The following is an 18,402-nucleotide window of genomic DNA, read 5'->3' as shown; positions in this document are numbered from 1 at the left end:
ATTTGCCCGCAATGCTACAAAAGGCTTTTCCTCCAAAGTAGGTTCTTGAAGAAGAACGGAAAGGAACGGAAGGCTTTACACTTCGGAAGAAGCTAAATTGTACTATTCATTATAAACTAAATACTTACTTTATCTATGAAAGAGAAAAAAACTACTTCAAGAGTGCTCTCTTCCACCAAAAGGGGCTTTGTTTTCTTATCGTGCTTCCTTTCGTTACTCTTAGGAAGTGTAGCCTATTCGTTTTCCGCTATGGCTCAGAGTAGTATAACCCTTACTACCAACAAGGCTGTGGGCGAAAAAATCAAGTTGCGCATCTACATCGAACCCAAGACTTCTATCAGTATAGATGGTGTGGAAGAAGAGTTCGAAAATGCTTGGAAAGAGTACACCCTCAACAAACAAGAGGTTACCATTACAGGAGTTATTAAACGCCTGTTCTGCTCTAACAATCAGATTACCTCTATTGATACAAAGAATGCCCCTGAACTTCAAGCCATTATTTGCTCTTACAATGAGATCCAAAGTCTGGATTTTAGTCAAAACAGCGAAATAAAATCAATCACTTGTATTCAAAACAAGTTGGAAAGTATTAACGTAACGGGTATAGAAAAGCTCGAATTTCTATCGTGCGAACGTAACAACTTAGAAACTATAGATGTAACCACCAACTCTAAGCTATCTCACTTAGGAGTTGGCAACAACAAACTAAAAAAAATTGATGTAACTCAAAACAAACTTTTAGTTAATCTATTTTGCGAAAACAACGAATTGAGTAGCTTAGACCTTGCAGGACTTAGCAAGCTCATTTACATCAACTGCTTCGGCAATAAAATAAAGGGAAAAGCGATGAGCGACTTGGTAGCCTCATTACCCGAAAGAACCCTTTTGGATGAAGCCGAGCTACGCATTATCAACAGCAAAGGCTCTACACACGATAACCACTGTATGAAAAAAGATGCCCTTGTAGCTGAAGAAAAATGTTGGTCTGTGATGGACTACAACGGAGGTAACAAAAACTCTTATGCTGGTACAGACGAAGAACCTCAGGAGGATACCGAACAAATCTCTTTCGTAACAGAGCGACCAATAAATACATCTATAAGTATGGAAATAGAGGCAGAAGGAGAAGTTACTTTTGAAGGACTTGATGGTACTTACAAAAAGGGGTGGGAAAACTACACCCTCCGCTCTCCTAATGTAGTAATCAAAGGGAAAATTAAAAAACTTAACTGCTCAATATTGGATATCACAGCTATTGATGTTACCAAAGCTACTTCGCTGGAAGAGTTTGACTGCTCGACCAATAAGCTAACCTCTATCGACATCTCTAAAAATGCGAACTTGCAGTATTTTGAAATCTACAACAATCAGCTTACCAGTCTTAACACAAGTGGCAATCCAAAGCTCGTTTTCGCAGACGTGGTCAACAATCAAATAACGGAGCTTGACCTCTCCTCAAACATTGAGTTGCGCAATCTCTCTGTCTATTTCAACAAGATCAAAAAGCCCGAAATGAAGAAGCTACTCTCTTCGCTCCGCACCATAGAGGGAGACCAAGCTGGAGAGCTTATACTGATCAATAGCGTTCCATCAGTAGGTCAGGTTACTGTCGAAGAGCAGAATGAATACGACCAAAACGATTTGGCAATAGGAAAAGAAAAAAATTGGGATCTATTCGACTGGAATGGAGGGCATAAAAAAGAGCTTATCGCCGCTCCTTTAGGCAATGGTGTTATGACCTTCCGCACCAAGAAAACAGCTGGACAGAAGATTGCAATAGACCTTGGACCAGAAGAAACTCCTGCCGTAATAGAAGGGGTTGAAGAAACCTACGTACCAGGCAGTGGCTTAACGGAATACACACTTAAGGTTCGGAGGTAACAATACGTGGAGACTTATCGGTATTCTCTTGCCATAGCAACGAAATTGAGTCTATCCGTATCAATAATCCCGCACTCAGACTCTTCTGGGGCTTCCATAACGAGATAAAAGAAATCGAGATTACCCCCTCTCCTGAGTTAAAAAGAATACTACTCTCCAAAAACCAACTCAGCACATTTACTCTTGCAGATTGTCCTCTCTTAGAGTCTATCGACCTCAAGAACAACAAGCTGACAAGCATTACCCTATCCGGATGCCCTAAACTCAATACAATCTTCTGCTTCAAAAATCAGCTCGACGAAGACAATAGCAAAAAACTTATCGAAGCACTCCCCGCCATCCCCGATGGAAGCGACAAGGGTATCTTGGTAATCGTCGATACAGAGGCTAGGGGAATAGAAAAGAACGTATGCTCCTCTACTTTGGTAACATTGGCTAATACGAAAAACTGGGAAGTACGAGACAATATTGGAGATACACAAGGCGAAAATGGTGTCCTTTTCCCAGGAACAGACCTTGCCAACGAAGAGATTGGCTTTGCAAAGGTGAACTGCTATACGACTCCTACAACTGATGCTCTCTTTATCGAGGGTGCCAATCCCAACGACCGTATTATCATCTATGCACTTGATGGTTCCATAGTCTATCAGGCTACAGCCGATGCTCCTCAGATGCGTATTGATATGAACAACTATCCAAGTGGAGCCTATTTGGTACGTGTAGAGGCACACACACAAAAGGTAATGAAAAAGTAATCAGAACCTTTTTACTTAAACACTATAAAGCGGAGTTTTAGACTCCTCTTGTAGAGACAGCAGAGTCTCTCGAAAAGGTAACATAAAATCCTTTTTGGGAGACTCTTTGTCATTCCCTCGTTTACTCAACATCAAGCCCTCAACATAAAAACATTGCACACAGTCTCTACCAAGAGATAGTATACCCTCTCCATCAAGAAAGAGCTAAGTTATCGAGTAAAAAAGAGAGGGTAAGAATTTATTGAGACATCTTCCTCATTAAGGCATCACAGAATACTCAAAATACAAGATGATAAAAGAGAGGTAGAAAAGAGCGTAGCAAAGTAGAAGCCTAAAGCCAAGAATTGCGAGTAACTCAGCAATTTGTGTATGATGATACAGCATCTCTTTTGAGAATAATGTCTCAATCTCTCCAACCATTAATCCTAACGCTTATAACCTTCCGTGTAAAGAGAAGTAACCCTCTGTGCTAACTTTCAAAAGGTATATACCTTTTATCCAAAAGCTTTAGAGAGCGTTGCCTTCCCCTCTATCGACATTACGTTGTGATATAAACAAGCGAAATCAGAAAGCCTCGTGTGAATTCCGACAAGTTTTTTTCGACGGACTTTTCACAATACTCTGTAGAATATCATAAACGCAAGAGATTAAAGAATGAAAGAGAAGAAGAGAGGTAAAGAGATCGCTTATCGAACCTAAATGTCAATAATACGACAAGTGTGATAGCATAAAACAATCACCCGAAGAGACAAAGCAGCCAACAGATCTACCTAAAAAAAGAGGGAAGCCTCGGTAAAGGCTACCCTCCTTGGATAAAGCTACTTGACGAAAAAGTAGTACGTATATGTAAACTGCAAAGGGAAGTTAGTTCTTAGGTTTAGCTTTACGCCAAAGCCCTATCAAGATACTAATACCTAACAATACCAAAACAACCAATACGGCAGCTTTAAGCAAAGCACTTGAGATTAGAATTATCCCTTTAGCTACCAAATAGATAACTACAATAATCAAAATCACTATAAGTGTCGAAAAGATTTTGCCTAATAAATTCATAATTTCATTCCTTCTTAAAAATGTTCACTAACAAAGATAACAAAATCAGAATATAACGCCCTATCCTCAATACATATTTAGGATAAAATCTTACAGTCAATAAAGTAAAAAGATAAATACTATTCCCTCTTCTAATTTTCCCTCTTGAAACTATTGCATTAATACATTATACCGCCTTTTTGATAGCTTGAATAATACGCCCAGGCATAGCTTGAAACTATTGTATTAATACATTTATTGGTGTCCGATAAAATGCTTACTTTTACTCATCGTTATTGAGTTTTTTTGCTGACAATAAAGTAACGAAAAGAAGGGCTGAACTCCTGATATAGGAATCAGCCTTTTAATTATACCGTCAAAAAACTTTTATCGGACACCAATGATTATACTATTACTCTGGAGATATATCATAACCCACCAAATTAGCCTGTACGACATTCGGCGGTAGTCATTACTTCTGTACATATCCCTCCCTATTTCCACTTGATGTCTTCTAAGGCAGTTTAATCGTCTCGACAATCCTACAAACTTGCACTGACCTTGTCTTACACAGGCTTTGTCATTGGTAGTATTCTTCAAATAATTATAAAAAGTCCATTGAGAACATCTTTTGACAACCTGAGCAACGATACTGTCTTCCCCTCAAAAGCAACAACTAAGCTTACACACTCTTTTAAGACACTTCCGCTTTGACATATTAAACCAACTTCTATACCCTCTCAAAAACAGGATCAAAAAAACTGTCTTGCTGGAATTTACCAATAAGACAGTTATTTATATCCCCTAAGAGTTCTAACAATATAGCTCTTGAGGTGTAAAAATTAAGAGATAACGAAACCTTTTATATTTACCCTCATCTTGTAGAAGCGATTTCGAAAAACACTCCAATCAGTAGAGTGATTCAAATCTCCTAAAACAGTATCATAATGGGTAGGTCCTGCATTTCTAATAGGATAGAACTTACTTTTGGGAGTAGCAATATTTTCTTCAGAATAAGTTATCTTAACCCCAGGTCGCTGTTGCTCTGGCAAAGTTTGTGAAGCCAAATACTCTGGCAAATAAACATAAAGTCGATAGTCTGCTGTTAAAATTCCCCCAATAGAAGCATCGTCAATATTAGGAGGGAGCACAACGTATGCTTCTTGCGGAGCACCCTGAAAGCTAAAAGTATAGCCTTGTGCAGCCCCTACAATTGCAGGATTAGTGAGTTGTTTACGAGGGAAAAGGGTATACTTGGCAGGCATATTAAGTAGCTCTACTTTCAAACGACTATTGGGGGTATAGCCATAAGGTAAAATCCAACTATATGTCTTATTGCCATCTTCTCCCACAACAACTTCCACAACATCCTTCAATGTAATTTCCATCTTCGCTAAAGAGCGCATCATCTCAGCAGCTTGACGGTTCGTCCCCTTGATACTGGGACGTTGTACTAAGTTTTGAGGTTGTAAGTTAATACGATGAGGATCTGCTTGAGATCCAGTGCCAGGTAGCGAACGAGAAAAAGTAACTCCCTTGTATACAGCTGTCATCATAAAGAGTCCATTGACTCCACTACCCATTTGTTCGGGAACAATGCCAACCATATTTACATCAGCAAAAGACTCCAATGTATTACGAGAAATCCCAGCTTGTGACAAAAAGGACAAATCTGTACCCGACTGACCCGATGCTGATTCGTTCGCAATCATATATATGTCATAGGTCAGCATCTCTGAGATTTTAAAAGTAACCCTATGATTTACTATATTGGCAGCGTCAAACTTTACATTCAACGAAGCATTAGCTACTCCTGTAGGGAAAAGAATCAAACGAAGTTCCCGAATGACATCCTCCTTATCTGCAGGGTCTGTATTGGGGTCTGTAAACCCAGGATTTTCTGTATCAACTCCATGAGAACGCAAGGCATCAATGCCTAAGCTTACATATGCTGTATGTGGCTGCGTAGGGTCTAACCCTTGATTGGGTTTAGTACACGAAGTTACCCACCCAACAAATACCAAGAAAGGGAGTAAGAATATAGATTTTCTTTTAAGCATAATGTTTCTATAGATAAATGTTTGTTTCTACACCTGTCATCGGGTGTCAGTATTCCTGCTTGCAAAAACAATCCCTATGAAAGAACACTATCTTCATAAAGAGCTGACAACAACGCAGGTGATGCGTATCTCATTATAGCACTTCCTATCTCTACGCAACTATTTTGTTTGTTAGATTGCGGAGGGCGGGAGCGAACCTCAAATATCCGCTCCCTAAGCCTCTGCAATAATTATGAGGATAATGAAGTTACTCTAATTAGAGACCCAAATCTACTTCGTAAGAGTGAACGTTCCACTTAAGAACCTGAACAGCTACACTCATATAAGTATCCTTGTCGCCCAATGGATCTTCTGGCTTAACAGGAGGTGTAGGATCATCTTCGTTTGGTCTTGGGTCTGGGTTCACAGGATAATCAGAACCAGGGTTGTCAGGATCTTCTGGATACAAAGGATTCCAGTTGAAACCAAGAGCCTTAATATTTCTAATATGTACGTGGTAAACGTTGTTACGGAAAGCAGGAGCGTTAAGAGTCTTAGGACGCTCTACAATATCGGGGTTCACATAAGCATAGTAAAGCACCTTACCACCTTCATACTTACGATACTTTTGTCCTACAAGACCACCCTTATCAGGATCAATAACGTTTTCAACCTTTGAATAAAGCTTACCTGTAGTTGTACCCAAATAGAAAGTACCATCTACCAATTCATTCTTAGAGTTTCCTTCTGCAAAAGCAGCATCATAGGGTTCAAACTTCGTACGTACCAAAACGTAAGGAGTATTACCACGGCGGAAATCACCATCGTAAGTAGCAGGTGTATTGTTTGGTGCGGTATTACGCTTGTGGTTAGCTTCAAGTATAAAAGCTGGACGCTCGATTTTACCAATAAGTTCTGAATTTAGGCTACCAAATGTTTGCACAGTAGCAGGACGATCCTTAACAAACAAGTCTGAATAGTCATAATTATCATTCATATCAGTATATGTTTGAGGATTAGAAAAAGGTCCTGTTACAACTGCGTAAGCGGGGGTCTTTATGATGCCAGTCTCTATCTTTTGTTGAATAAACATTCTCTTTTCACCTTGGGCTACAGCATATTTAATTTCTGTAATCTTACCAATTTTTTGACCAGTACTTGTATTTTCGATTTCAAAAGCATCCTTAGCAGTGGTCAATACAACGCGAGCAGCAACTCTCTTTACTTTGGCTGTAGCTCTGTTTTGAGGAGCAGGAGCCATCGCAGCCTCATAAGTAACATTAGGTTGAACATCAATTGTACACTCTTCACTGTTACTCATCATAATTAGATCTTCTCCATTGGTTTCTTGAGTCATCAACTTCTTCATAGCAGCAGGAGCATCTGTTTTGTAAGCAGCAGTATTAGCAGCAATATTGTGAGCCACATAAATCTCAGCCCAAGCTCTATCAAAAGCTCCCTTCTCTGTTACAGCAAGAGTTCGACGAATTTCTTGAGGAGCATTCACCAAAACATACACCTTCTTAGGACCAGCTGTTGTTTTGATCGCCTTATTGGGATTAAGTTTTGTTTCCTGACCAGCATTCTTTACAATAGTGAAATCTGCAAGAGTGTATTGACCAGAAGAAACGGTTGTAGCATCTACCAAGTAAACATCAACTGTTTTAATGGCATCGTTACCTTCCCACTGATCATCTCTCTTGTTGAAGTCATCCTCTTCTGTACGGAAGGCATCACCTCCAAGAGACAGAGTTACAGAAGCATAGGTATCGCCCTTTTCTGTCTTTCCATTGAGCTCTTCAGAACCCTTGTTACAAGAGGTCATCGCTCCCAAGAAGAGAGCTAGTCCTGCAACCAAAATAGATTTCATTTTCATGATTGTTTAACTATTAAATTAACACTTTATTAAATTATTTCTTTTGTATTTGTTGAGTATATAAGAGTTTAGTCGCCCAAGTCTACTTCATAGCTGTGTACCAACCATTCGTTGATCCAAAGCTCAATAGCCATATAACCATTAGGACACTTACATTTCTCCATACGCACCAAGACATCAAAGTCATTGATACAACGTAGATTTATATTGTCCGCATTAGGACTTAACAGAATAGCTCCTATCAGATCTACCTTGAACATCTCCTCTCCGTTCTCCAATTTACGGATAATAAGCTCATTGTTTCTCCCTGTTTCCAACTTAAGCGTAGAGAAAGTAGCAAAGAGGTCTAACTCATTAGGATACTTTCTATTGGGAAGGTATTCCATTGTAGTGGGGTAAGAAAGCTTTTCATGCTTAAATACTCCCCCCTCCGCTATATAGGTAGCATTATTAGAATGCAACTCAATAGCAAAGTCTTGAGGTTTTTCGAAACCAATAACACGAACATTTACTCGGTTGGTAATCTCACGAATATTGACCTGTGTGTGGGGTAAAAACTCTTCCTTTTCACCCACAATAACACGGGGAGAAGTTCCAACATAAAGTTTATGCTCGCCCAAAGCGGCAGCTTTATTCGCCTCTCTTTTGAGAAGAAGCAATACATCTTTACGAGTAGATTCGTTATTGAGTTCTTTTAATTCAAAATGATCATCTACATTAGCCCACACTACGAAGCTATAACGACCATGGGTTGGCACTGGAACCAATACCTCTCCCTCTGCAGAAAGACGAAAGTCTTTGTTTACTGTGGTAGACACCCACTTATCCTGCTCGTTGAAAGTGTAGATATGCAAACTCTTAACCTCTGGAAAAGAGGGAGCTTTGGCACACTCTGTTTGCTCATAGATATTAATATAGACTCCTCTTTCGCAGGAAGCCAAGTTGTCAAACACGTGTCGCTTACAAGAAGAAGTAACTCCCGCAAGAAGCACTGCAACTACTGCCCAGCACCAAATTTTGAGTTTATTTATACGATTCATAAATGATGAGTTCATTGTTTAGTCAGTTTTCTTCGTTTATCGGTTCAAAATCTCTTGAGCTATCTTGCATCCCTTAGCAGCTGCATCGCTGAGAGTTTTTTCTGCCGCTTCTTCATAGCCCAACATATGTTCTGCTATAGCTGTAGGAAGAGCTGTACGAACATCGTCTCTAAAAGGTTGGAGTACACACACAGCTTTTTCTGCCTGCTTACTTCCATCATATTTCAAAAGAGCGTTGGCATAGTTGAGAGCAGCTACCACATCGTCTGGATAGATACGATAAGCTGTTTCAAATACTGGAAGAGGATTTTTACCCTCTTTAATATACTGCTGAGCCAGCATATAGTGCTCTTGATTACTCATCAACTCAGGTTTCTTACCGAAGATACGAGGCAATTCGTCAATAGTGAATGGACGCACCTTGTAACCCATACGGAAAGTAGTACGACGGAGCGGAGGATAAATATTTTCCAAAAGGTAGTGATAAGCCTGACCACCCTCTATTTGAAGAAGGGCATTACGTTTACCCAAGTGATCGGAATGAGTATCAAGCGCTTTGAGCACCTGTGCCTTATAAGAAAGATTAGAAGCCTCAACAGCCTTACGAAGACCAGCCCAGTCTGAACCAAACCCCTTAACCTTGAGGTTTTGTGTACGTTTAATCTGCGGATACTTATTGCGTACATAGTTAGCCAAAACATCGGCACGACGCTCTGAGAGAGTTTGGTTGGCATTAGCATCTCCTTCGGGAGAGGCATACCCTTCTACATGTACTACATCCAAAGTAGTTCCCTCTAAGCTCAAAGCTTTCTTCACAAAGTCGTCCAAACGATTGAGTTCAGAAGCATTGTTCTTATAATCTCTCTTGAGTTCATGACGCGCTACAACGAAGTTAACCTTACTCTCAAAGCTCTCCTCATGACGTTTAACAGCTACCGCCTTAGGCTCAACAAATGAGTAACGATAATCTTCGGGAGAGAAAGAATGGATGCCTGCATCATAGGAACCGCGCTCACGATCTTTCTTCTTACACTCGGCACAACCATACACTTCCTCACGAAGTACAAGGCGAGACTTCGCCATCCAACGTTCAAAGGGCACAGAACGCTCTACCTCTATGGAAGCAAACTTGGCTGAATGTACCTCCTCTACAACAGGGAGGTGCATCTTATTCTTTAACACCTTTGCACGCTTGATAACCTTTGCACGCTTATTGCCTACAATGCACAAAGGCTCAAGGCTTACCTCCTTAGAATTGTCTGCACTTACCAGTGTAGGGTAGATGTACACCAACTCTTGAGACATTATCTTGCGATCGGGGAGAACAGAAAACGACACATTGAGGTGTTGTCTGTCTTGCGAACGCTCTATCTTGACATTACTACTCGTCCACTTATAGGTTTCTGTTTTCTGAGCAGAAACTCCAAAAGAGAGCGAAGCTCCGAAGAGGGAAACGATTAGAAATTTGTATATCTTATTCATTGCTAATTCCTTTTTCTTTATCGTTTTTACTTAATCATATATATCAAAGAGAGGGTAGCCTTGGTAGGACCAATATAGTCTGCCACCTGATCTTTCGCGAGACGCTCGCCACAAGTAGTACACTTATACTTATCATACATGATACGAGCATAACCTGCTCCAATAGAAGCCTCAAGACTGAAGCGAGAAGAGAGCATCCAATGATACCCCACACTCACACCACCACCGATAAACCAACCTTCGTAACGATGGTCTGCCATCTTATTCTCTTTATTCTGTAGGATAAAGTAAGGGATATTTACCCCTCCAACATTCATAAGCCCCCCATGAGCATGTACCCCAAAGAACCAACCATTAAAGGCATCACAAGTCCAAAGACGGAGTTCGGGCTGTACCAACCAGTGACTCCATTTCTTAGGAGTATACCCTGTGGCTAAAGAGTTCTTTTCATAGAAGAAGAAGTTGGCTCCCAGCTGAGTATCCAAGGTAACCTTACGTCCTAAAGCAATCTCTAAAGAGAGGTTGGGAGTAAGAAGAGCATCATAGGCAAGGTTGTTCTTTATAGCTACTTTTTGGGCAAAAGCCGAAGAGAAAGCTACTAGCAACAACGCTCCAATAAGCAGAAACTTTTTCATATCATAGTATTTTATCATTGTCCTTATTTACCTCTAAGCAAGAGAGTAAGTTATTTATCGCAAATCGTATTTACGTACCGTACGCATTCCATTCTTGAAGAATACTTCTACTACTACCACTCCATGAGCATTATTAGTATCTACTTCTACAGTACGAGTAGCATTGTCTGTCAAAACTTCGTCTGCCAATGTCTTACCCTGCATATCGTAAACAACTACTCGATGGAGAGCATCGGGACTCTCGACACGGAGGCTACCTGCTCTGTAGAACATCTTGAACTCAGCAATAGGCATCTCGTCACTCGATGTAACATTGGTTATACCAAAGCGTTTGATACGCAAAGCAAAACGTGTAGCAGGAGTCGTATCGGGCTTATGGATAAAGTCGTACTGAGGGTTGCTTAGGAGATCTTGCTCTACTCCCTCATGCTTATCGACCAATGTAAGCTCTTCATATACCGAGCGATCTATATGGTCAAAAGAGAGTGTCAAAGGAGACGAAAGCGAAGAAGCTACTCCTAAATTGATAGTACCATGAGCTCTCTTAGGATAAGTAATAGCATTGTAATCTCCAGCATCAGGCTCTACCAAGAAGACTGTAGGCATAGAAGCATACTCACTATTTACGAATGCAGGAGCAGAGACATCATTAGTCCAACCCAAGAAAGCCTGTGAATAGTCGCCCTCTCTATTGGCTACATTGATAGTAAGAGGCACTTCCTCCATAGAAACCACACCTGCATTCTTCACCTCGTAACGACCAGGCTGTCCTGTGCGCCATGATGGGAGAAGAACAGACTTATCTCCTGATGTGGGGAAAAGAAGGTCGCCTACCGCCTTACGCTTCACGACAATAGATTGCAAAGGAGCAATCTCTTTGGAAAGAGTCGAAGCCGGTGCTGTTGCTTTGGAGTAAACCTTCCAAACATTCTCTGTAAAGAGGTAGTAGTAAGGTTCTATCTTATCTTGATTCACTTCATAGAACTTATCGAAATCCATCGGTGTCATAAATGGATTACCCAACATTATCCAGTCTCCAACGCCACCTGTGGGCTTAGCTCCTAAAGAGTATCCCTCTGTATTAACACCTCCAACATGAATATTACCAATCTTTCCACGACGACCCGGATTATTCTTTTCAAAAACAAAACGGAATGCATCAGGTAAAGTTCTCTTATAACTATCAGTCCTATTCGTTAGTGCTAAAGTATTTTCATTATAATAGCGGAAAGTACTTGTTTCTGTATGATCATCATAATCATGATGAGCATAAGCAGAAGAAGAACGAGGATTTTCAAAGAAAGGTAGACGGAAAATACCATCTAACATATTGAGACGCGTATGATCACTATAACCAACTTTACCACTTTGATAACCAGCCACTCGCAAAGCCATTGCATGATTGTGATTTGACAATGGTTCTACTTGAGAATTAAAGGGTTTTGTGAAAGATGCATCGGTCAAAGGAGTTGCTGTAGACATCTTTAAATAACGTTGATACGTTTTGGGATAACCTCCTACCCCAAAGTCTCCAGAAACCATATCTTTAAGAGGAGTAGCAATCATATACCAACGATTACGCTCCATAAGTTTACTGTCTGCAGAAGGATGCCCGAGTTCAACATAAGCAGTAACGACACCGCTATTGCTCATTTCACCAAAATTATAGTCTACATAAGCATTATGGTAGGAAAGCTGTTGCGGAGTTCCTAATTGAGAACCATAGTGGAAATAAACATCATTACACTCAGGCGCACCGTAGACATCTCGTTTGGTAATAGCACCAGCAAGGTCTGGGAAAGCGTTATCCACTTCTGCAGGTATATGCACTGTAGTACAAGGAGCAGGAACAGCTTGTACGGGTACACCATCTCTCTTGGCCCAGTTATTGAGGTTATGCCAGTCTGCATTCTGGGCATCCTTGCGCCACCACAGTTCACGTGGTGCTACAGAAAGGACAAACTTCTGACTTATACTTGAAGAAGTACCTCCACAAAGTATATTATTAATCGTTATCTCATACTCTCCCGAATAAGTCTCATCTACATTCGTAAGTACAATCTTCTGTCCTGTGCGAGTTTGCCCATTAGGAAGTTTCCATGAGTAAGTAATTCCTTCTCCCAAATTAATCACAGCCAACTCTATATTATCGCCCACACAATATTTACGCTGTTGATTAGGAGTTCTAATCATGTCTGGAGATGGGAGGTTATATACAATGAGAGATTCATCATTAAAATTAGAACACTCCATATCAGTCAATTTAGCACGAAGTTTACCTGGGAGTTTCTTTCCTGCAGGAGCTGCTAAATTGAACGAAGCCCCATTCTTTACTTGATCTTTTGCTAAAATCTGCGTTGCAAAAGGAAGACTTTCTCCTTCATAAAAGAGTTCTATTTTTACCCCCCCTACATTATTAGTAGGAACAATAAAGAGACGACCCGTTAAGCCATCGGGACAACTATACCCAATATAAGTCTCTCGTTCGTAAGAGAGAGGGATGTTAGATAAGTCGATAGTATAAACAGGCATACACGGCAAGTCTCTAAAAACTCTGTCATACTCGTTAGATCTACTAAATGGAGCTACTCCAATTTTTATTTTACCATTGGTTTTAGGCAACTCAAAATAAAGATTCTCAGGATTGGCTTGATTTGCTCCAAACCACAAAGCTGTGTGATATACCCATGCCCAAGCACTTCCAGATTGTAAGTTATGAGTTACATCTTCCTTCTTGAGACCTGCTGGGAACTCGGCGATATAGAACATTAAATCCATTGGCTCTGCAGCACCATTCTTAAAAAGGAAATTCGTTCTATTTTCTGGAGTAAAGGGATGAATACGCACGCGTCCACAAGAAGCATTTACCAAACGTGGGCTAAAATTCTCTTCTTTAACCTCCCATTTAGGTGTTACAGCCGTCGTAATCTCCGCTTCCAGCATATGAACCTTGCCACACGCATCCTCTATCTTGAACATATACTTACCATTCGGAGCAAATATATCTCTACTCTTACGGAAGAGTTCTGACTTCTTCCCAAAGGGGAAAAAGCGATTGTTTCTTCTATCTTTATCTTCGGGTTCCGCTGGAGGAAAATTAGCAGGAAACTCAAATGTTTCTCCCAACACTAAACCATCTTCCTCTGGCTGATATCCAACAGGAGCGCTCTGCAAAGTTACCTTATGACTCAAAAAAGTAGCACCAATAGGAGTAGCTCGATATATTTCGATAGCTGACCCTCTCTTTCGATTACAAATATCATATTTATCTCTACTTGGATTGACTCTGACATTATAAGTGAAGCTGTCCTCTATTCTTATAGAGAATTCTACCTTAGCACCGCTTCCATCTTCACCCTTAATCCAATAGTCTTTTCCCGCCTTCAAAACATAATTATTAAATCTGGTACTAGGAGGATTTCCTTTCTTCGTAAACACCTCATCGCCCGCTGTACCTAAACGTGTTGTCTTATCAGTATCAAAAAGCCCTACCTTAACAGGATAGCAAAAAAGTTCTGTAACGACATCCGAGGGTCTAATATTCACATAATAATCTGTTCGACAAGGATCCACAAGGGTAATCCAGTGAGTCAGGAATTCATATTTTTTAGTTTTTATTCTTTTGCCTCGAAACCCAGTGGACATCTGATCGGGAGAACCTTTTACTTGTAAAAAAAGAGCTGGAAAAACATTCTTATTAATAGTACTAACTTCCGGCTTTTGATCTGTATCCACAAAACCAGCATCACTCCACTTAGCCCCATTAGAAATCTTACTAAAAAGATAATACATGGTTCCCCAATCTGCAGCAATACCAGGAGTAGAGTTACCTGCAAAATTCACCTCTCCAACTTTATAATACTTCGTTGGTTTAGCATCCCCATAAGCAAATCCATAATTGTAGTACTTAGCAATTGTATCCAATGGCACTACTGTTCCTCCTTGAGTGGAAAGATTATTACCTGTGGGAGATAAATAGGGCTGTAAATCTTGGTCATTACCAACAAACTGAGCAATACCTCTATTTTGATAACGGAAGAAGAACCAACCACAAGCCAGGCGGGTTTCCTCAGAAGCTTGAGGATTAGTCTCAAAGGGAACAACCCCCCCCTGAGGGGCATCAGAAGCAACAGCTGTCATATTAATAGTTTGCACCTCTTGCCCCCCACACTCATCATATACCTGAAACTTATAGACTCCCTCTGGGATATTATAGAAGTAAACCTTAACATCAGGAGTAAGGACATGCTCTTTAATCCCAGTATAGTTAGATGGTGTTTCTATCATCTTAACCTTATACTCAGGTCTATTCCCGCCAGTAACCATTACTGAAATAATCCCCGTAGGGACACGCTGACCATTTTCCTTATAGCTCTTCAACGTTTTACGTTCAAGTTTAATAGCTACCGTTGGAACTTTATAATCCGAGTTTACAGTAACAGAAATAGGATCTAAAGTAACCTCTACACTATTATCAAAACGCACCTTAGCGTATGCCTTATAGACACCTTTTTTCAGTCCTCCAAAACGATTATTTAAGACAAACTGGCCACTCGCACCTGCCAAAGAGTTTCCTTTATCGTCGCGTAAATCATACTTCACATTACTCGGAGTAAAATTGTAAGGAGAACCTTCTTTTTTTGCGACATTGATTTCAACAGCTCCATCCTGAACACAATGTGCATCAGTTGCTACCGCTGTCATCGTAACATCAGCAGCTGTTTGCGCCCAAGCAACTCCACTCGAAAGCACAGCACCACTAACGAGCAGTAGCACAGTTTTCCAAAGTCTATAAATTATTTGAGAACGATTCATACTTTCTTCGTTTTATATTTCATACACCATATACAATCTCTCTAAGAAGACTTACTGAAAGGTTTGCAAAGAATGAACCCCTTAAAAAGTAAGGAATAGCAACACAGCATATCAAGGAAGACCAAGAACACTTCATGGCTATTACATTTTTTGACACTTCACATCATCTTCTGTACCAAAAGTACATAATAGAAAAGAGATAAACAAGTATTTTCTATACAATTCTATAATCGAAAACAGCGTTTTGGTCTTTTATCAACAAGATCAAAGAGGAAGAAAAGTCTTTATACAAGGGTGTTTCAAGACTTTTCGAAAGAAGATAATAAATCTTTTTGGTAATGATAAAAAAGGGGCAAACAAGAGAAAATGAAAGAGAGTGCCTCAAAAAAAAAGGTTCAGAAAATAGCATTTCTTGTTAATATATATACCCCTCGTATTCGACAGCGAAGGCAAGAACTCTCACAAAAGAAAAGATTAGTTAGGTCGTTGCAAAGCTCCACTTAAAGCTGTTAGTATAGAGGGAAAAAGTCCTTACATCAACCTTGTAGCAAAAGGGGCTACTACCATCTTTTGCAACCATTAACCCTTTACGACAAAAACATCTGTGCAAACGCTCGTAACCATTAATCCTTTTCGAGAAAACCTTCTGTCTAAAGAACGATAGGCTTAAAGGGCAAGCCAAGGGAACAGCATCGAGTATCCTCTACTGATAGAGCTTTTGTATAGAAAGCGAAGTTATCGCATAGAGTTCTCTCCACTCTTCGGGATACTCCCCTAAGAGCATCTGATGCGCTTGCATAGTTTCGACATCGCCCCTCCGAGCAGGTCCCGTCTGCCCCTCTTGAGCCCCCAACGCAATGGCTTTGTGCAATGTTTCTTGCATCAAAGGGTACAAAACTTCTACGGGCAAATTGGCACGCTCCAACATCTGTGCCGCCACCGCCCACTGGTGATTGACAAAGTTGCACGCAAAAACAGCTGATAAGTGCAGAGCTCTACGCATCGACAAGGGAGCTTCTCGCCCCTGCATCCCCAGAAGGTGTGCCAGTCTCATCACCTGTTCCATAGCCTCACTACTTGCCCCCTCATAGAAAAGAGGCACGCACTCCATCGGTAGAGGGCGACCTTTTGAGAAGGTATTTAATGGATAAAAAACAGCACTCGAATAGTGATACTGTGTGAGCGTCTCAAGAGAGACACTTGCCGCCGTGTGCATCCACACCCCTTGGGTAGTAGGCATAGTTTGTGCCACCTCTTGAACCACCCTATCAGGTACTGCCAAGAGATAGATATCGGCATCCGTGGTATCTCTTCCAAAGAGTGAAATACTTGACTTGTGGGACAATAGCGTGCAGACAACGCCTCGGCATGCCCCACTGTCGGACTTACAATAGCATGAGGGGTGCATCCTTTGGTTACAAGAGAGGCAATAAAACTCTCAGCCACTCCACCTGCTCCGACAATAACGATCTGAAGTTCCGTATTCATCGTTTACGACTACACATATATATAATAGGTATCTATAGAGAAGGGTGTGGCTAAAATGAATTGAGACACTCCTCACTCTACCCTACCTCAACGAAGACAAAAATACAAAAGAAAGGGAGCGTTTGCCCTATGGCTCCATAAAAAAGCCCCCAATGAAGCCAATATCAAAAGCTCACCGGGGACTAATCTTATACTATATATAGGATAAGTTTAGAGTATATCTCAGAATACCCCTCTACTCATCTTCTGGTAATGTCAAGACTACGAAGTGGGTAATAGGCTTACCTTCCTCAACAGGCATCATTAGAGAGAGAGAAGCCGTTGGCAAAGGAGGATTATGAGAGAAGAGCAGTCCATAGAATTTATCGTCATTATTTGGGTCTACCATCTGCATCATAAAAATCAACTTAGGATAACGATAGAAGAAAAGCTGAGACCATTTTTCAGCATTGGCCTCCTTCAAAGGCTCTAACTCTTTGTTATCTTTCGTCTTAACAGGATAATTGACACAACTATACACCACACGAGACCAAGGGCCTTGATTCAAATGATACACAGCCAACTGAAACAAAAGTTGTTCATCAGTTACTCCCTCTTTGGGCATAAAGAGTAATTGTTCCTTACCCTTCTCTTTACTAAAGCCTACATTTTCACGCAAACCTAAGGCTTTTTCGGCAGAAAGCACCATCGGCATATTCCATTGAATCGGGTCGCCCATGAGCAAATCAACATCCCAAGATGCTGCACTATAATCAACTTCGGGAAAAGCTGCAATGGTAAAAGTTTCTTCCTTACCTGCTTTAGAGAGCGTAAGTACAACTTCTCCCTCACCTTTCACCATAACTTCGTTGCCTTTAAGCTCTACGATACCTTCCTTGTCCATAGCAATCTTATAGGTAGCCTCTTTAGGTTCGATGGGTAATGTAAAAGAGTCGCCCACAAGCACAGCTTTATTGGAGTAGCGTAGCTGGGCACTTTCAATACCCACCACCTTTACTTTCTCTTGTAAGCCTTGGGCAGAAAGATGAATATATGTCTCCCCTACCTCTTTGACTGTAATCACTCCCTTATCAGAGACAGTGGCAATCTGCTCATTGTCACTTTTGAACTGAACAGGCACAGTCGCAGGTTTTACGGAATATTGGATAGTCCAGCTCTCTCCCTTCAATAGATAAAGCGTACTCTGAGTTACCTCAAGTTTCTCGATCTTAGGTTCCTTAGGACCACAAGAAGTTATCGCAAATAGAGATGCAATAAGAATAATGGATAAGAAGATCTTCTTTTTCATAAGTATATATTTATATAAAACAGAATAATAGATATTCGCAGACATTCATTCTGTACCCGAAAGGAGCATCG

Annotated in this window: 12 protein-coding genes; 2 read left to right on the top strand and 10 right to left on the bottom strand. The window is 40.7% G+C overall.

Annotated elements, in window-relative coordinates; translation table 11 throughout:
* Positions 1-135 precede the first annotated feature (135 nt).
* Positions 136-1,881 (top strand): leucine-rich repeat domain-containing protein, encoded by a 1,746-nt coding sequence (locus JCM15907_RS02715; protein ID WP_025842626.1) that lies wholly within the window; start codon positions 136-138, stop codon positions 1,879-1,881.
* A gap of 431 nt (positions 1,882-2,312) precedes the next feature.
* The gene (locus JCM15907_RS12965) at positions 2,313-2,636 is read left to right on the top strand and encodes a T9SS type A sorting domain-containing protein (RefSeq protein WP_159099903.1); all 324 of its coding nucleotides are present in this window, start codon (positions 2,313-2,315) and stop codon (positions 2,634-2,636) included.
* 864 nt (positions 2,637-3,500) lie between these two features.
* On the opposite strand, the gene JCM15907_RS02695 is transcribed toward JCM15907_RS12965, so the two are convergent.
* The 10 genes from JCM15907_RS02695 to JCM15907_RS02650 all read right to left on the bottom strand — a co-directional run bounded on the left by JCM15907_RS02695 (position 3,501) and on the right by JCM15907_RS02650 (position 18,331).
* On the bottom strand, positions 3,501-3,689 hold the full coding sequence (locus tag JCM15907_RS02695) for a hypothetical protein (RefSeq protein ID WP_025842623.1): 189 nt from the start codon (positions 3,687-3,689) through the stop codon (positions 3,501-3,503).
* Positions 3,690-4,510: 821 nt separating this feature from the next.
* Positions 4,511-5,728 (bottom strand): hypothetical protein, encoded by a 1,218-nt coding sequence (locus JCM15907_RS02690; protein WP_025842622.1) that lies wholly within the window; start codon positions 5,726-5,728, stop codon positions 4,511-4,513.
* A gap of 256 nt (positions 5,729-5,984) precedes the next feature.
* Positions 5,985-7,583 (bottom strand): Mfa1 family fimbria major subunit, encoded by a 1,599-nt coding sequence (locus JCM15907_RS02685; protein ID WP_036885387.1) that lies wholly within the window; start codon positions 7,581-7,583, stop codon positions 5,985-5,987.
* A 68-nt stretch (positions 7,584-7,651) separates the two neighbouring features.
* A complete protein-coding gene (locus JCM15907_RS02680) occupies positions 7,652-8,638 on the bottom strand; it encodes a FimB/Mfa2 family fimbrial subunit (protein WP_081773780.1) in 987 nt (328 codons plus the stop codon).
* A 21-nt stretch (positions 8,639-8,659) separates the two neighbouring features.
* The gene (locus JCM15907_RS02675; protein WP_025842619.1) at positions 8,660-10,105 is read right to left on the bottom strand and encodes an OmpA family protein; all 1,446 of its coding nucleotides are present in this window, start codon (positions 10,103-10,105) and stop codon (positions 8,660-8,662) included.
* A gap of 26 nt (positions 10,106-10,131) precedes the next feature.
* Positions 10,132-10,740, bottom strand: a complete 609-nt coding sequence (locus JCM15907_RS02670) for a DUF3575 domain-containing protein (protein ID WP_025842618.1) — start codon at positions 10,738-10,740, stop codon at positions 10,132-10,134.
* Between the two features lie 54 nt (positions 10,741-10,794).
* On the bottom strand, positions 10,795-15,555 hold the full coding sequence (locus tag JCM15907_RS02665) for a hypothetical protein (RefSeq protein ID WP_025842617.1): 4,761 nt from the start codon (positions 15,553-15,555) through the stop codon (positions 10,795-10,797).
* Positions 15,556-16,258: 703 nt separating this feature from the next.
* Entirely contained in the window at positions 16,259-16,795 is a 537-nt protein-coding gene (locus JCM15907_RS02655; RefSeq protein WP_159099902.1) for a DUF2520 domain-containing protein, read from the bottom strand.
* Positions 16,696-17,043 carry a hypothetical protein gene (locus tag JCM15907_RS12960; RefSeq protein WP_159099901.1) on the bottom strand — a complete coding sequence of 116 codons (348 nt, stop codon included), beginning with the start codon at positions 17,041-17,043 and terminating at the stop codon, positions 16,696-16,698. The genes JCM15907_RS02655 and JCM15907_RS12960 overlap by 100 nt, the downstream gene beginning before the upstream one ends.
* Positions 17,044-17,278: 235 nt before the next feature.
* Positions 17,279-18,331 carry an Ig-like domain-containing protein gene (locus tag JCM15907_RS02650; RefSeq protein WP_159099900.1) on the bottom strand — a complete coding sequence of 351 codons (1,053 nt, stop codon included), beginning with the start codon at positions 18,329-18,331 and terminating at the stop codon, positions 17,279-17,281.
* Positions 18,332-18,402: the final 71 nt, after the last annotated feature.

This window comes from Porphyromonas gingivicanis JCM 15907 (genome assembly GCF_000614585.1).
Taxonomy (GTDB): Bacteria; Bacteroidota; Bacteroidia; order Bacteroidales; family Porphyromonadaceae; genus Porphyromonas; species Porphyromonas gingivicanis.
Note: the sequence above shows the minus strand (reverse complement) of the source record. Positions and strands in the feature narration are given on the sequence as shown.

Excerpts from the sequence above, each read along its gene's own strand:
- JCM15907_RS02715 (WP_025842626.1), top strand. The coding sequence starts at position 136 with ATGAAAGAGAAAAAAACTACTTCAAGAGTGCTCTCTTCCACCAAAAGG.
- JCM15907_RS02695 (WP_025842623.1), bottom strand. The coding sequence starts at position 3,689 with ATGAATTTATTAGGCAAAATCTTTTCGACACTTATAGTGATTTTGATT.
- JCM15907_RS02690 (WP_025842622.1), bottom strand. The coding sequence starts at position 5,728 with ATGCTTAAAAGAAAATCTATATTCTTACTCCCTTTCTTGGTATTTGTT.
- JCM15907_RS02685 (WP_036885387.1), bottom strand. The coding sequence starts at position 7,583 with ATGAAAATGAAATCTATTTTGGTTGCAGGACTAGCTCTCTTCTTGGGA.
- JCM15907_RS02680 (WP_081773780.1), bottom strand. The coding sequence starts at position 8,638 with ATGAACTCATCATTTATGAATCGTATAAATAAACTCAAAATTTGGTGC.
- JCM15907_RS02675 (WP_025842619.1), bottom strand. The coding sequence starts at position 10,105 with ATGAATAAGATATACAAATTTCTAATCGTTTCCCTCTTCGGAGCTTCG.
- JCM15907_RS02670 (WP_025842618.1), bottom strand. The coding sequence starts at position 10,740 with ATGAAAAAGTTTCTGCTTATTGGAGCGTTGTTGCTAGTAGCTTTCTCT.
- JCM15907_RS02665 (WP_025842617.1), bottom strand. The coding sequence starts at position 15,555 with ATGAATCGTTCTCAAATAATTTATAGACTTTGGAAAACTGTGCTACTG.
- JCM15907_RS02655 (WP_159099902.1), bottom strand. The coding sequence starts at position 16,795 with ATGCCTACTACCCAAGGGGTGTGGATGCACACGGCGGCAAGTGTCTCT.
- JCM15907_RS12960 (WP_159099901.1), bottom strand. The coding sequence starts at position 17,043 with ATGAATACGGAACTTCAGATCGTTATTGTCGGAGCAGGTGGAGTGGCT.
- JCM15907_RS02650 (WP_159099900.1), bottom strand. The coding sequence starts at position 18,331 with ATGAAAAAGAAGATCTTCTTATCCATTATTCTTATTGCATCTCTATTT.